Below are 13,389 nucleotides of genomic sequence, written 5' to 3'. Positions count from 1 at the left end.
AGTCCTGCTTGGGATTCCCCTCGGTCGGCGCGTATGCGAGTCTGGCGCATGCGCACCGGGGTTTCGATCACCATCACGCCGTCTGATCGCCACCGCCTTGAGGCGGTGGCCAGGGACCGCAACGCCGCCCAGAAGCATGCGTGGCGGGCGCTGATCGTGCTGCTGAGCGCGGACGGCATCGGCACCAACGAGATCATGCGCCGGACCGGCAAATCGAAGACCTGCGTCTGGCGCTGGCAGGAACGGTTCATGACGGCTGGCGTCACTGGGCTCTTGCGCGATAAGACCCGGCCCTCCCGGGTCAAGCCGCTCGGACCCGCGGTGGCGGAGCGCGTGGTGGCTCTGACGCTGACCGACCCGCCGGTCGAGGCGACGCACTGGACGGCGGATATGATGGCCAAGGCGGCCGGCATCAGCGCCAGCGCGGTGCGGCGCATCTGGAAGGCGCACGGGCTGCAGCCGCATCGCTGTCGGCAGTTCAAGTTGTCCAACGATCCGAACTTCGTGCCGAAGCTGCGCGACGTGGTCGGCCTCTACGTCGATCCGCCAGCCCACGCCATCGTGCTGTCCGTCGACGAGAAGAGCCAGATCCAGGCGCTCGACCGCACGCAGCCGGGCCTGCCGCTGAAGAAGGGCCGGCTCGGCACCATGACCCACGACTACAAGCGCCACGGCACCACGACCCTGTTCGCCGCGTTGAACGTCCTCGACGGCACCGTCATCGGCCGCAACATGCAGCGCCATCGCCACCAGGAGTTCATCCGCTTCCTCAACGCCATCGAGGCCGAGGTGCCGGCCGGCAAGAGCGTCCACGTGATCCTCGACAACTACGCCGCCCATAAGCACCCGAAGGTCCGCGCATGGCTCAACCGGCACGAAAGGTTCGTCTTCCACTTCACGCCGACCTCATGCTCCTGGCTCAATGCGGTCGAGGGCTTCTTCGCCAAGCTCACCCGAYGACGGCTGAAGCGCGGCGTCTTCCGCTCGATCGTCGACCTCCAGGCCGCCATCAATCGCTTCCTGGCCGAGACCAACGCCGATCCGAAGCCCTTCTCCTGGACCGCTGACCCCGACAAAATCATCGCCGCCGTCAGGCGTGGGCACCAAGCGTTAGATTCCATCCACTAGCCTGAGTTTCTCTGCCTGACCAAGGAGGAAACCATGGCGACCGATGGACCGGACCTTATTCGCAGACGCATTCTTCTAGGCGGCACCGCGCTTGCCGCGTCGGGCCTTGCATCCGCCCCGACGATCCAGACAGCGCAGGCCCAGCAGCCCGCGCCCGCGCCGGCCTCCGGGCGCAAGCCCAATATCCTGATGATTATGGGCGACGATATCGGCTGGTTCAATCCGAGCATCTATCACCGCGGCATGATGGGCTATCGCACGCCGAATATCGACCGCATCGGCAATGAAGGCGCGATGTTCACCGACTGGTACGGCGAACAGAGCTGCACCGCCGGGCGCGCCGCCTTCATCACCGGCCAGTCGCCGATCCGTACGGGCCTCACCAAGGTTGGCCTGCCCGGCGCCGATATCGGCCTGCAGCCGCAGGATCCGACGGTGGCCGAACTGCTGAAGCCGCTCGGTTATGTCAGCGGCCAGTTCGGCAAGAACCATCTCGGCGACAAGGACGAGCACCTGCCGACCAATCACGGCTTCGACGAGTTCTTCGGCAATCTCTACCACCTCAACGCCGAGGAGGAGCCGGAGAACCCCGACTACCCCAAGGATCCGGAGTTCAAGAAGCGTTTCGGACCGCGCGGCGTCATCCGCTCCTCGGCCGACGGCAAGATCGAGGATACCGGGCCGCTGACCAAGAAGCGGATGGAAACCATCGATGACGAGACGACCGCCGCCGCGATCGACTTCATCGACCGGCAGAACAAGGCCCAGAAGCCGTGGCTCTGCTACTTCAACTCGACCCGGATGCACGTCAACACGCATCTCAAGCCGGAATCCGCCGGCAAGACCGGCAAGGGCATCTATCCCGATGGCATGGTCGAGCATGACGGGCATATCGGCCAGCTCCTGAAGAAGCTCGACGATCTCGGCATCACCCAGAACACCATCGTCGTCTATACCAGCGACAACGGCGCCGAGGTGATGACCTGGCCGGATGGCGGCTCGACCCCGTTCCGCGGGGAAAAGGCGACCAATTGGGAAGGCGGTTTTCGCGTGCCCACCCTCATTCGCTGGCCCGGCGTGATCAAGCCCGGCACGATCTATAACGAGGCCTTCTCGCATTACGACCTGATCCCGACCTTCTGCGCTGCGGGCGGGGAGCCGGATGTCGTCGCCAAATGCCTGAAGGGGCACCAGGCCAATGGCAAGACCTTCAAGGTGCATCTCGACGGCTTCAACCTGATGCCGTTCTTCACCGGCAGCGCCAAGGATTCTCCGCGCCGCGATTTCCTCTACTGGAACGACGACGGCGAGCTGGTCTCGGTGCGCATCGCCGACTGGAAGGTCGTGTTCAAGGCGCAGGAGCACGAGGGCATCGATGTCTGGCGCCGGGAGTTCACCAATCTGCGGGTGCCAAAGCTGTTCAACCTGCGTGCCGATCCTTTCGAGCGCGGCGATGTATCGCTGGAATACGAGAAATGGCTCGTCGATCGCTCTTTTGTCGTGGTCCCGACACAGGCGGTTGTCGGGAAATGGCTGGAAAGCTTCAAGGAGTTCCCGATCCGGCAGAAGCCGGCGAGCTTCAACCTCGATGACGTCATGCGGAAGCTGACGCCCAAAAACTAGTCGGCGCAGAGAGTGGCCGCCGCCGATGCTGTCCATTGGAGAGCAGTGTCAGCGGCGGCCGTCATGGCCCGGTCCGCGAGCAGCCCAGCAGACAAAGGCCAGTCCGCCTGCGAGGCCAGCTAGATCATCCAGCCGGAAATCGTATCCGGACCGATGATCTAACCCTTTGTGTTTGCATCGGCTTTCCCGAAAACCGCAATCCACTTTTCGGGCCGATGCTTTAGCAGCAGGAAGGCAACGACGCCGGTGTGCCAAGCGGTCACTTCGTAGAGCCCGACGAGCACGCTCACGCCGAGCAGGACGGCGAGGCTCGGGCGGAGCTGCACGCGCCATACAGAGCTGATGATCGATTTCAGCACGGGCATGAGCTCCGTCGCGGTGCGGTTTGGCACGTGCTGACCTCAGCCCGGGTTCCGGCATCATGATGCAAGCGCCACAGGACTGCCCCCCTGCGGTAAGCGGTTTCACTCCGCTTCACATCTTGCGAAGTCTATGGGACGAGACGGAAGGGGGCGCGAGTGTTGAGGATAGCGGCCGCACAAACCGTTGTTTCGCCCGACATCGCCGCCAATGGCAGCGCCATCCGCGCGATGATTGCGCGTGCGGCGGGCGAGGGGGCTCGCCTGATCAGTTTCTGCGAAGGGGCGCTGTCGGGCTACGCAAAGAGCCAGATCCTGAAACAGGGGCATTGGCAGGCCTTCGATTGGGCCATTCAGGAAGCCGAGCTTCGCGCGATTGCTGAGCTTTGCGGGCAGCTCCGCATCGTCGCGGTCGTCGGCGGGGCCCATCGGCTCGGTCGGGGATATCCGCCGCACAACAGTCTCTACGTCTTCTCCGATACCGGCGCTCTGCTCACCCGATACGACAAGAGGTTTCTCTCGAATACCGAGCTTGCCGGCTGGTACACGCCTGGAACGGAACCGGTCATGGTCGACGTCGATGGTTACAGGTTTGGCTGTGCGATCTGCATCGAATCGCAATTCCCCGAGATCTTCAGCCACTATGAGCGTCTCGGCGTCGATGGGGTTCTGTTCTCGTCATTCGGCCTTCCCGCGTATTATCAGATCGCGCTCCGGGCTCATGCCGGCCTGAACTGCATCTGGATCGCTGCTGCCACCCCCGCGCAGGACGCCTCCAAGGGCCCCGCCGGCATCATTGGACCGGACGGGGCTTGGGCCGCGCAATCGTCGCCATCCCCGGAGCCTGGTCTGGCCATGGCAAGGCTGGACCGGAACGACCCCGCCTACGAAATTGCGCTTCAAAAGGCTCGGCCCTGGCGCGCCAGGGCAAGAGAAGGCGAGATCTATCGCGAGAAGCTGGCCGACGATCCCCGCAGCGGAAACAGAAACGGATATTGAACCGTCCATTCGCCCGACGGGAAACCATGCCCGCGGCTTGGTTCGCGACCGACGCTTCGCAGAGGGCGCGAAGCGCTCAGCTCTGCTCCAATGCAGGCAGGCACTCGGTCCGTTCGTGGGAGGTTTGAGCGGCAAGGGCGGCATAGACCACCAATCTCAGATGCCGTCCGCCATCGACGGTGAGCGACGTGTGTTCGAAGGTGACGGGGCGGCCCCCGACGCGCAGCGTACGCGTGCCGGTGCAGGGTGCGTGGACGTCCGGGCTGCGCCACCATGTCTTGAATTCCGGCGAGACATCTTCCAGTTCCGCGACCAGGGCGCGCATGTCCGCATCGCCGCGCGCGCCTGCAAAATCCCGGCGAAAGCTCGCCAGCATGGCCTGCGCCTGGTTTTCCCAATCCACAAGCGTATCGGCGAGGTGCTGATCGCAGAACAGCATCCACAGCAGGTTGCGCCGGTTTGAAGGCTGGCTGCCGAAGCGGAACAGGGCTTCGGCCGCGTCGTTATAGGCCAGCACGTCCCAGCGCAGGTTAAGAATATAGGCCGCGTGTGGGGCGAGGTCGTCCATCAGCCGGTTCACCAGGGACGGAACCGTGCACCATGTCTTTCCCGGCTCGGCCGGTGGGCGCTCCTGGGCGAGCAGGAAGAGATGCCGTCGCTCGGCGCCATCGAGCTTCAGGACCCGGGCGAGATTGTCGAGGAAACCGGAGGAGACGCCGATATTGCGACCCTGCTCGAGCCATGTGTACCAAGTCAGGCCCACCCCGGCGAGCGCGGCAACCTCCTCGCGCCTGAGGCCGGGCGTACGCCGACGCTTGCCGGCGGGTAAGCCGGCATCCTCGGGCGTCAGCCGCTCGCGATGCGCACGCAGGAACTCTGAAAGCTCGGGTCGGGTCCGATCGAAGGTCGCCATGGCCCAATCCGTACAAATAGTAATAGCATAATGAGTTAAATTGTATCAGCGTCAATGCCGCTTCATGGCTGTTGCGTCGTTAATCCGAGGACGCAACATGAGTTCCGATACCGCTACGGCCCCAACCCTGCGCAGCCCGGCAGGAAGCTGCGGGGCCCGCCCGCCCTGGCTCGGTTTGTCGGTTCTGCTTCTGGCGGGATTCGTGACGATCTTCGATCTGTTCGTGGTCAATGTCGCGATCCCGGCCATGCAGGCCAGCCTCGGCGCCAGCCTGTCGCAGATCGGCTTCATCGTCGCCGGCTATGAACTTGGCTTCGGGGTGCTGTTGATCACCGGTGGCCGGCTCGGCGACATACACGGCCGCCGGCGGCTCTTCGTCGTCGGGATTGCCGGTTTCACGCTCGCCTCGGCGCTCTGCGGATTGGCGCCGACCGTCGAGATCCTCATCGCTGCGCGCGTGGTGCAGGGATTGGCGGCAGCACTCCTGTTTCCGCAGGTCTATGCCTCGATCCGGGTAAGTTTCTCTGCTGACGACGCTCGTCGCGCCTTTGGACTGCTCGGCATGACCTTGGGCCTTGCCGCCATCGCGGGCCAGGTGGTCGGCGGCTTTCTCGTCGAGGCGAACCTGTTCGGTCTCGGTTGGCGCATGATCTTCCTGATCAATGTTCCCATCGGTGTCATCGCCATCCTGATGGCGCCGTTCATTCCCGAGACCTACGCGCCGGAGCGTCCGAGCCTCGACTGGTCCGGCGTGGCCCTCGTGAGCCTGGGGCTGACGCTCTTGCTCGTGCCACTGATCGAAGGGCCGGCGCAGGGCTGGCCGCTTTGGACCCTTGCATCGCTGGCAGGGGCCGCCGTCCTGATAGCTGCGTTCTACGGGCAGCAGGAGAGCCGGCGCCGGGCGGGCGGCGAGCCTCTCGTCGATATGAAGCTCATGCGTCAATCGCGCTTTGCCCAAGGCGGTCTGTTGGTCGTCCTGATCTATTCGACATCGTCCTCGTTCTTTCTATGCTTTGCTCTCCTGGCGCAGACCGGGTTTGGTCTCAGTCCCGTCGAGGCAGGTCTCAGTTTCGTCCCCTGCAGCATCGGGTTCGTCATCGCCTCCATGGCGGCGCCACGCCTCGTCGCGCGCCTTGGCACGGCAGCGATTGCCGGTGGCGCACTTCTTTATGCGGTGTCGCTCGGCATTCTGATCGCGCAGGTCTGGCTGGCCGGCGCCGAACTCGTCGTCGCGCATCTGATCCCGGCCTTGATCGTGGTCGGCGCGGCCCAAGGCTTCATCATGACGCCGCTGCTCAATCTCGTCCTCGGTTTCGTCGAGGAGGGACAGGCAGGCATGGCTTCCGGTGTGGTCGCAACGCTGCAGCAAGTCGGTGCGGCGCTGGGGGTGGCCGTCGTCGGCATCCTCTTCGGTGCGGCGCTTGCCGCCGGCATCGACGCAGGAGGGCAAGCCCAGCTCTACGCCTCTGCCTTCGTCGGGGGGATGGCCTACAACCTCGCCGCCGCGATCGTCGCCGCTGTCCTGATCTTTGGGATTGCGCGCAGGAGATTGCCGCGATGACCTTGAAGCCTGGCCTGGGATCGAGGCTCAAGCCGTGCCCGGACCTTCCCCATATGATCGCCCTCGCCAAAACCCTTGGCACGCGCAACAATGTCGGGCGCCTTGAGGTCTTCGAGATGGATCTGCAATGCATGGAATTCCGCCTGGCCGGCGCCGATTATGCGCTCTGATCCGGCGGTCATCCAGTCGCTGTCTCGTGCCTTCATCGACAGGAGAGCGACAATGCCTGGCAGGAGCCCATCCCCGACCTGGCGCCTCGGTACCCGCCAGGTGAAAAGGCTCGGCTACGGTGCCATGCAGCTCGCCGGGCCTGGCGTATTCGGCCCGCCGAAGGACCGGGATGCGGCGCTCGCGGTGTTGCGCGAGGTGATTGCCTGCGGCGTCGACCATATCGACACGAGCGATTACTACGGCCCGCATGTCACCAACCAGCTGATCCGCGAGGCGCTGTCGCCCTATCCCGACGATCTCGTCATCGTCACCAAGATCGGCGCCCGGCGCGGCGCTGACGGATCCTGGCTTCCCGCGATCTCGCCGGACGCGTTGCGGCGGGCCGTGCACGACAATCTGCGCAATCTCGGGCTCGAGGCGCTCGATGTCGTCAACCTGCGGCTCTGGGGCGATGGCCATGGCCCGGCTGAGGGCAGCTTGGCTGCCGAGCTGACCGTGCTCGCCGAACTCCAACAACAGGGCCTTGTCCGCCATATCGGTCTCAGCAACGTCACCGCCAAGCAGGTCGGGGAGGGGCGCGGCATCTGCGAGATCGTCTGCGTCCAGAACCACTACAATCTCGTTCACCGCACAGATGACGCGCTGATCGACGAGCTGGCGGCTGCGGGCACGGCCTATGTACCCTTCTTCCCGCTCGGAGGCTTTTCGCCCCTGCAATCGGCTGGGCTGACCGAGGTCGCGGCGCGGGTCGGCGCAACGCCGATGCAGGTCGCGCTCGCCTGGCTGCTGCAGCGCGCGCCGAATATTCTGCTGATCCCGGGCACCGGCTCGGTCGCTCATCTCCGCGAGAATATCGCCGCCGGCGCGCTGGACCTGAGGGGTGAGGCGATCGCGGCGTTGAACACCATCGCAGCGGGATCCGCTTCGGCCCGGGCCTGACGGCAGCGCGTGGGGCATGCTTGCCGGGTCCATGCTTGCCGGGTCCATGCGCAATGGCGGTATCTAACGGCAATCGAGGAGGTGCCCTGCCTCAGGGCGAGCGCCCGATCAGCCGGTCCTCGACATTCTGCAGATGCCGGCGCATCGCGTCCGCGGCGCCCCCGGGCTCGCGGTGGGCGATCGCGTCGACGATCCGGTCATGGTCCTCGAAGCTGTGATGATCGGCAGGCGGGCTTGAATGGCTCGGTCGCGGCCGCCCCCAGGTGACGGCACGGCGCACGGCGTTCAGCGTTTCCAGAAGCGCGATCAGGATCGGGTTATGCGCGGCCTCGGCGATCTGGTGGTGGAAGCGCGCGTCATAAGCCTCGTATTCGCGCCAGCTCGTCGCGGCGCGGCAGGAGGCGTTCAGTTCGGCGAGCGTCGCGATCTCGGCCACCGTGGCGTTGATCGCCGCGAGGCGTGACAGCTCGGGCTCGAGGCCGATCCGCGCCTTCATCACCTGGACCGGATTGCTGCGCTGCACCAGGTCCGCGATATCGACCAGTTGCGGCGGCTTGGGGCCGACGAACGTGCCCTTGCCGACGTGGCGCCAGAGCTGGCCCTCGCGTTCGAGCGCGGCGAGGCCCTTGCGCAGTTCTGTGCGCTTCACCCCTAGCAGTTCGGCCAGCTCCCGCTCCGGCGGCAGGCGCCCGTCATCCGGCAGCTGCGCCGCGGTGATGTAGCCATAGAGCTGCGTCAGGACGCCCGAGACATCGGCATCGGGCGGGGTGGGAGCTTTCTGATCCATGATGTGCGACCGGCAATGGGGAACGTGATCGTGATCCCATGGATCGCGGGCGAGCGCAACCATTTTGAATATTGGTTGTGATTATTGCTGCACCGCGCAAGGATTTTCGGGAAAATTACTGGAAATCGAAGCCTTGACGGGATCAATCCGGCACATGACAGTGCCCCAAATAAAATTGGTTGCGACCAAGGTTGCGCAAAAAGCCAAATAGAACTCTGGGAGGAGTCAGATCATGAAGCTGTTGAGGAGAAGGTCCGTCCTGTTCGGCGCCGCCGCCGTCAGCGCTGCGCTGATGCTCGGAAGCGCCGCCGCGCAGGCGCAAGCGAAGGTCAGGGTTGCGCTGGGAGACGTGCTGTCGACCGAGACGCTCTCGATGATCATCGCGCTGGAGCGCGCCAAGGAGAGGGGCGTCGATTACCAGGTGACGCATTTCTCGAAGGAGGACCTTGCCATCCAGGCCGTGATCAACGGCCAGGCGGATCTCGGCGTCGGAACGCCCTACGCGGTCGTCCAGAAGAGCAAGGCGCCGCTGCGCGTGCTCTTCCAGGGCACGCGCCTCGTCTTCTTCCCGGTCGCGGACAAGTCCTACAAGACCTGGAAGGACATGAACGGCCAGCCGATCGCCTTTCACGCCCGCGCCACCGGAACCGAGGCGATCGGCAACATTATCGCCAAGCGTGAGGGCATCCAGTTTGGCGAGCGCAGCTATGTGCCGGGCTCGGAGAACCGGATCATCGGCATGATGAAGGGCCAGATCAAAGCCACCATCGTCGATCTCGCCAACAAGAACCTGCTGCTGGAGAAGGCGGGCGACCGCTTCCATGTCCTGCCCGGCGTTAGCGAGCCGGCTTCCGACGAGACGCTGTTCGGCCGGACCGACTGGATCCAGAAGAACGAGAAGCAGGTCGATGTCATCGTCACCGAATTCCTGCGGCTCTGGCAGGAAATGGCGGCCAATCCGGCGATCGTCGAGCAGGAGAGGGTCAAGCGCAAGCTGATGGCCGACCAGCCGAAGGAGGTACTGGAGGGCATCACCAAATTCTACACGCTGGCGACCAAGGAAGGCGTCTATGCGCCGGCCGGCGGCAGCGCCGAGGTCGCGAAGGCTGATTTCGAGTTCTACACCGAGGCCGGCCAGCTGCAGGGTCCGGCCGCCGAGCTGAAGGTCGAGGATTTCTGGTACCTCGCGCCGCTGGAGCGGGCACGCAAGGCCCTGGGCAGCTAGCCTCGTCCGGACCCGTCCCCGGGGCCGGTGCATGCAGCATCCGGCCTGGGGACCCCTCGTTTCGAAAACGCGCACAAGCGGAGTGCTCTCCCTTGCAGATTTCCGAACTTGCTCCTGCCCTGCCGGCGCTTGGCAGGGCTCCGGCCCAGCGCTGGCGCGATCTCCTGATCCATCCGCTCGTGCTGCGCCTGGTGTCCTTCGCGGCCGCTCTGGCGCTTTGGGAATATGCCGGGCGGATACCGCTCAGCCCCGCCTTTCCGACTTTCCTGGAAACGCTCGGTGGTCTGCGCGCGATCATGGCCGATGGAACCCTGTTCAAGGCCTTCCTGATCACACTCCACCCGCTCGTCATCGGGCTGACCGCCTCGATTCTGTGTGGCGTCGCGCTTGGCGTGCTGATGGGGTTGCACGAACCCTCGGAATGGCTGTTCGCGCCGATCTTCGTGATCGCCCAGGCGGCGCCGCTGGCGGCGCTCATCCCGATCCTGACCTTCGCCTATGGCATCGGGCTGACCGCCAAGGTCATGACCGTCTGCATCATGGCGATGCCGGTCATCGTGCTGAACACGCTCGGCGCCGTGCGCAACACGCCGAAATCGCTTCTCGAAATGGGCAGCTCGTTTCTCGCGACGCGCAGCCAGAGCATCCGCCTGATCATCCTGCCGGCAGCCAGCCCGATGATCTTCGCCGGCCTTCGGCTCGGCTGCGCCGCCGCCTTCATCGGCGTGATCCTCGCCGAACTGCTGATCACGCCGACCGGCATCGGCGACGTGATCTCCTACAACCAATCGGTCGCCGACTATCCCAAGATGTACGCGGCCATCCTCGCCATCATCGTGTTCTCGGTCCTGTTCATCGAGCTGCTCGAGCGGATCGAAGTCACCCTGTTTCGACCGGAGGTGCGCAGATGACCCCCAACGCAGCCATCATGCCGCAGCACCTCGGTGACCGTCCGCCGTTTCCCGCCCGCGCGGCCCGGCCGATCGTCGAAGTGCGCAGCGTCTCGAAAACCTATGCCGGCGGCGTCGAGGCGCTGAGCGGCATCTCGCTGGAGTTTCCGGAAGGGCGCCTGACGACGCTGCTCGGCCCCTCGGGCTGCGGCAAGACCACGCTGCTCAAGATCATCGCAGGCCTGATCCCCGCCACCGGCGGCCAGGTTCTCGTCGATGGCCGCGAGGTGACCGGGCCCGGCCCCGAACGCGCCTTCGTCTTCCAGGATTTTGCGCTGATGCCCTGGGCCAGCGTCATCCGCAATGTCGCCTTCGGGCTCGAGCTGCGCGGCGTCGCCCATAGCGAGCGCGAGGCGATCGCCGAACGCCATATCGCGCGCGTTGGCCTCAAGGGCTTTGAACAGAAATACCCGCACGAACTCTCCGGCGGCATGCGCCAGCGCGTCGGCCTGGCGCGTGCGCTGGCGGTCGATGCCAAGGTCGTGCTGATGGACGAACCGTTCTCGGCCGTGGATGAGCAGACCCGCCGCAAGTTCCAGGAAGAGCTGCTCGAACTCGTCGCCAATGAAGGAAAATCCTTCATCTTCGTCACGCACAGCATCGAGGAGGCGGTCTATGTCTCCGATCGGATTGCGCTGCTCTCGCGCCGGCCGAGCCGCGTCTCGGCGATCATCGAGCCGCAGATAGTCCGTGGCGGCGACCCCGAGAAGATCAGGCGTGACAGTGCCTATCTCGATGTCGTCGAGGCGATCTGGCAGCAGCTCCGGCATTACTTGGACTAGGAGTCGGCCATGGTCATTTCAGGTATCCGCCTTCCGATGATGGCGGCGCTTCTCGTCTGGGCCGTGATCTGGGAGATCGCCGGTCATACCGATGCCGGCTTCATCCTGCCGCCGCTGTCGCGCATCATCTGGCGCGTCTTCGAGATCGTCCCGACAGCCTCCTTCCTCGACGCACTGCTGATCACGGGCCGCGCTTTCCTGCTCGGCAACACGATTGCGATCTGCGTCGGCGTCCCGCTCGGCATCGTGATGGGCCGCTCGGTCATTGCCGACCGGCTTCTCCTGCCCTGGGTGAACCTCTTCCTCTCCGCGCCGCTCAGCGCGCTGGTGCCGGTCATCATGGTGCTGTTCGGGCTGGGCGAGACGACGATCGTGCTGACCGTCGTGCTCTTCTCGATGTGGATCATCGTGCTCAACACGCGCGCCGGCATCCGCGCCATTTCGCCCTCGCTGGTCGAGATGGCGCGCAGCTTCGGCGCCAATCGCTGGCAGGCCTTCAGCCGGATCTATCTGTGGGCGGCACTCCCCGAAATCCTGGCGGGCATCCGGCTCGGCATGATCCGCGCCGTCAAGGGCGTGGTCATAGGGCAGCTGCTGGTCTCCGTCGTCGGCTTCGGCACGCTCTTCGAAATCTACCAGTCGCATTTCCTGATGGAGCATTTCTGGGCGCTGCTGCTCGTGCTCTTCGCCTTCGCCTTCACCCTCAACGAACTGCTCGCCCGGCTCGAACGTCGGTTCGGCTATTACGCCGCCGCGCGCTGAAGACCTCTCTTGCCAACGAAGGATCCCGCAAGATGAATATCGCCACGCCTCAGAACCATGTCGTCCAGGCCCCGGAACAGGTCACGGTCCCGGTGCGGGGGACGCAAAGCCGGTTCCCCGTTCACCGCATCTACTGCGTTGGCCGCAACTATGCCGCCCACACCATCGAGATGGGCGGCGACCCCAACCGCGAGGCGCCCTTCTTCTTCCAGAAGAACCCCGACAGCGTCGTCCTCGATGGCGCCGATTTCCCCTATCCGCCGCGCAGCAGCAATGTGCACCACGAGATCGAGATGGTGGTCGCCCTTGCCAAGGGCGGCAAGGATATCCCGGTCGAGCGCGCGCTCGAGCATGTCTATGGCTATGCGGTGGGCCTCGACATGACGCGGCGCGATCTGCAGGACGAGTGCAAGAAGGCGGGCCGGCCCTGGGAGATCGGCAAGGCCTTCGAGCATTCGGCGCCGCTCAGCGAAATCGTGCCTGCGAGCACGATCGGCCATCCCGAGAACGGGGCGGTCTGGCTCAAGGTGAATGGCGAAATCCGCCAGCAGGGCGATCTCAACCACATGATCTGGAAGGTGCCGGAGATGATCTCCTATCTCTCCGGCCTTTTCGAGTTGCAGCCGGGCGACCTGATCATGTCTGGCACGCCGTCGGGCGTCGGCGCCATCGTCCGCGGTGACGTGATGGAGGGCCATGTCGAGGGCATCGGAACGGTGCACGCCAAGGTCGCCTGAGCGCGGCGACCGCGTCCACTCACGGCAGGCCGGCCTCGGCCGGTCGTGCCGTGAAGGGGTAATTTGCCCGATGGGCGCCGTCCGGTTTCACTATCGCGGCGCGACCGTCGGCGGCTTCGGCCAGGACTGTTGCCGATAACGCCCTGGAACAGGTTCGCTGGCTGGCGGGTTACCCTGGAAACCAGGGAGGCTCCAATGGCCAAACAACCCGAATCCCTTGCCACATTCGCGGCAACGGCCCGCAATGACGGCAAGAAGCCCAAGGATATCGGTCTCACTGCTACGCCCGAGACGGCACCTCTTCCCGGCGACACGAAGAAGGAGGCCGACGCGGCCACCAAGGTTCTGCGCGAAGGCGTGCTCAAGAAGGACCAGGGCGCGGACGAGGCGATCGACAAGCTCCCCGACCGCACGCGGGATCTGTGATCCAAGCCTGAGCGGACGCTCCGGCAC

General features: G+C 64.9%; 15 protein-coding genes. 12 read left to right on the top strand and 3 right to left on the bottom strand.

Going from position 1 to position 13,389, the window contains the following annotated elements:
- Positions 1-48: 48 nt before the first annotated feature.
- Positions 49-1,128, top strand: coding sequence for an IS630 family transposase (locus tag AC1DW9_RS25825; protein WP_476855212.1), 1,080 nt, complete (start codon positions 49-51; stop codon positions 1,126-1,128).
- 33 nt (positions 1,129-1,161) lie between these two features.
- Complete coding sequence (locus AC1DW9_RS25820; protein WP_441492242.1) at positions 1,162-2,751, top strand: arylsulfatase; 1,590 nt, start codon at positions 1,162-1,164, stop codon at positions 2,749-2,751.
- A gap of 158 nt (positions 2,752-2,909) precedes the next feature.
- Here AC1DW9_RS25820 and AC1DW9_RS25815 read toward each other — a convergent pair whose 3' ends face one another.
- The gene (locus AC1DW9_RS25815) at positions 2,910-3,110 is read right to left on the bottom strand and encodes a hypothetical protein (protein ID WP_441492243.1); all 201 of its coding nucleotides are present in this window, start codon (positions 3,108-3,110) and stop codon (positions 2,910-2,912) included.
- Between the two features lie 159 nt (positions 3,111-3,269).
- Between AC1DW9_RS25815 and AC1DW9_RS25810 the strand changes: the two genes are divergently transcribed.
- Positions 3,270-4,109 carry a carbon-nitrogen hydrolase family protein gene (locus AC1DW9_RS25810; protein WP_476776893.1) on the top strand — a complete coding sequence of 280 codons (840 nt, stop codon included), beginning with the start codon at positions 3,270-3,272 and terminating at the stop codon, positions 4,107-4,109.
- Positions 4,110-4,185: 76 nt separating this feature from the next.
- Here the strand turns inward: AC1DW9_RS25810 and AC1DW9_RS25805 are convergent, their stop codons facing one another.
- A complete protein-coding gene (locus AC1DW9_RS25805; protein ID WP_476776892.1) occupies positions 4,186-5,022 on the bottom strand; it encodes a helix-turn-helix transcriptional regulator in 837 nt (278 codons plus the stop codon).
- Positions 5,023-5,119: 97 nt separating this feature from the next.
- Between AC1DW9_RS25805 and AC1DW9_RS25800 the strand changes: the two genes are divergently transcribed.
- From AC1DW9_RS25800 to AC1DW9_RS25790, 3 genes are read left to right on the top strand one after another with little or no spacing between them, the layout of a single operon-like run.
- Positions 5,120-6,583 (top strand): MFS transporter, encoded by a 1,464-nt coding sequence (locus tag AC1DW9_RS25800; protein ID WP_476776891.1) that lies wholly within the window; start codon positions 5,120-5,122, stop codon positions 6,581-6,583.
- Complete coding sequence (locus AC1DW9_RS25795; protein ID WP_476776890.1) at positions 6,580-6,753, top strand: hypothetical protein; 174 nt, start codon at positions 6,580-6,582, stop codon at positions 6,751-6,753. Before AC1DW9_RS25800 ends, AC1DW9_RS25795 begins: the two co-directional genes overlap by 4 nt.
- A 52-nt stretch (positions 6,754-6,805) precedes the next feature.
- A complete protein-coding gene (locus AC1DW9_RS25790; protein ID WP_476776889.1) occupies positions 6,806-7,693 on the top strand; it encodes an aldo/keto reductase family oxidoreductase in 888 nt (295 codons plus the stop codon).
- A 91-nt stretch (positions 7,694-7,784) separates the two neighbouring features.
- Here AC1DW9_RS25790 and AC1DW9_RS25785 read toward each other — a convergent pair whose 3' ends face one another.
- Positions 7,785-8,480: a FadR/GntR family transcriptional regulator gene (locus tag AC1DW9_RS25785; RefSeq protein WP_441506851.1), complete on the bottom strand. Its 696-nt coding sequence runs from the start codon at positions 8,478-8,480 to the stop codon at positions 7,785-7,787.
- A gap of 232 nt (positions 8,481-8,712) precedes the next feature.
- Here AC1DW9_RS25785 and AC1DW9_RS25780 point away from each other — a divergent pair, with 232 nt between their 5' ends.
- From AC1DW9_RS25780 to AC1DW9_RS25755, 6 genes are all read left to right on the top strand, one after another.
- A complete protein-coding gene (locus tag AC1DW9_RS25780; protein ID WP_476776888.1) occupies positions 8,713-9,705 on the top strand; it encodes an ABC transporter substrate-binding protein in 993 nt (330 codons plus the stop codon).
- Positions 9,706-9,797: 92 nt separating this feature from the next.
- Positions 9,798-10,616, top strand: coding sequence for an ABC transporter permease (locus tag AC1DW9_RS25775; RefSeq protein WP_441492252.1), 819 nt, complete (start codon positions 9,798-9,800; stop codon positions 10,614-10,616).
- Between the two features lie 17 nt (positions 10,617-10,633).
- Positions 10,634-11,437: an ABC transporter ATP-binding protein gene (locus AC1DW9_RS25770; protein ID WP_441506936.1), complete on the top strand. Its 804-nt coding sequence runs from the start codon at positions 10,634-10,636 to the stop codon at positions 11,435-11,437.
- 9 nt (positions 11,438-11,446) lie between these two features.
- Positions 11,447-12,199 carry an ABC transporter permease gene (locus tag AC1DW9_RS25765; RefSeq protein WP_441492253.1) on the top strand — a complete coding sequence of 251 codons (753 nt, stop codon included), beginning with the start codon at positions 11,447-11,449 and terminating at the stop codon, positions 12,197-12,199.
- A 32-nt stretch (positions 12,200-12,231) separates the two neighbouring features.
- Complete coding sequence (locus AC1DW9_RS25760) at positions 12,232-12,936, top strand: fumarylacetoacetate hydrolase family protein (protein ID WP_476768201.1); 705 nt, start codon at positions 12,232-12,234, stop codon at positions 12,934-12,936.
- 195 nt (positions 12,937-13,131) lie between these two features.
- Positions 13,132-13,362: a hypothetical protein gene (locus tag AC1DW9_RS25755; RefSeq protein ID WP_441492255.1), complete on the top strand. Its 231-nt coding sequence runs from the start codon at positions 13,132-13,134 to the stop codon at positions 13,360-13,362.
- The last annotated feature ends 27 nt before the right edge of the window (positions 13,363-13,389 follow it).

It is taken from the genome of Allobosea sp. P4_E12 (genome assembly GCF_056401655.1).
This window is presented reverse-complemented; position numbering and strand designations above follow the sequence as displayed.

Bases quoted from the DNA above. Each gene is read 5' to 3' on its own strand.
- AC1DW9_RS25820 (WP_441492242.1), top strand. From the start codon at position 1,162: ATGGCGACCGATGGACCGGACCTTATTCGCAGACGCATTCTTCTAGGC.
- AC1DW9_RS25805 (WP_476776892.1), bottom strand. From the start codon at position 5,022: ATGGCGACCTTCGATCGGACCCGACCCGAGCTTTCAGAGTTCCTGCGT.
- AC1DW9_RS25800 (WP_476776891.1), top strand. From the start codon at position 5,120: ATGAGTTCCGATACCGCTACGGCCCCAACCCTGCGCAGCCCGGCAGGA.
- AC1DW9_RS25795 (WP_476776890.1), top strand. From the start codon at position 6,580: ATGACCTTGAAGCCTGGCCTGGGATCGAGGCTCAAGCCGTGCCCGGAC.
- AC1DW9_RS25790 (WP_476776889.1), top strand. From the start codon at position 6,806: ATGCCTGGCAGGAGCCCATCCCCGACCTGGCGCCTCGGTACCCGCCAG.
- AC1DW9_RS25785 (WP_441506851.1), bottom strand. From the start codon at position 8,480: ATGGATCAGAAAGCTCCCACCCCGCCCGATGCCGATGTCTCGGGCGTC.
- AC1DW9_RS25780 (WP_476776888.1), top strand. From the start codon at position 8,713: ATGAAGCTGTTGAGGAGAAGGTCCGTCCTGTTCGGCGCCGCCGCCGTC.
- AC1DW9_RS25770 (WP_441506936.1), top strand. From the start codon at position 10,634: ATGCCGCAGCACCTCGGTGACCGTCCGCCGTTTCCCGCCCGCGCGGCC.
- AC1DW9_RS25765 (WP_441492253.1), top strand. From the start codon at position 11,447: ATGGTCATTTCAGGTATCCGCCTTCCGATGATGGCGGCGCTTCTCGTC.
- AC1DW9_RS25760 (WP_476768201.1), top strand. From the start codon at position 12,232: ATGAATATCGCCACGCCTCAGAACCATGTCGTCCAGGCCCCGGAACAG.
- AC1DW9_RS25755 (WP_441492255.1), top strand. From the start codon at position 13,132: ATGGCCAAACAACCCGAATCCCTTGCCACATTCGCGGCAACGGCCCGC.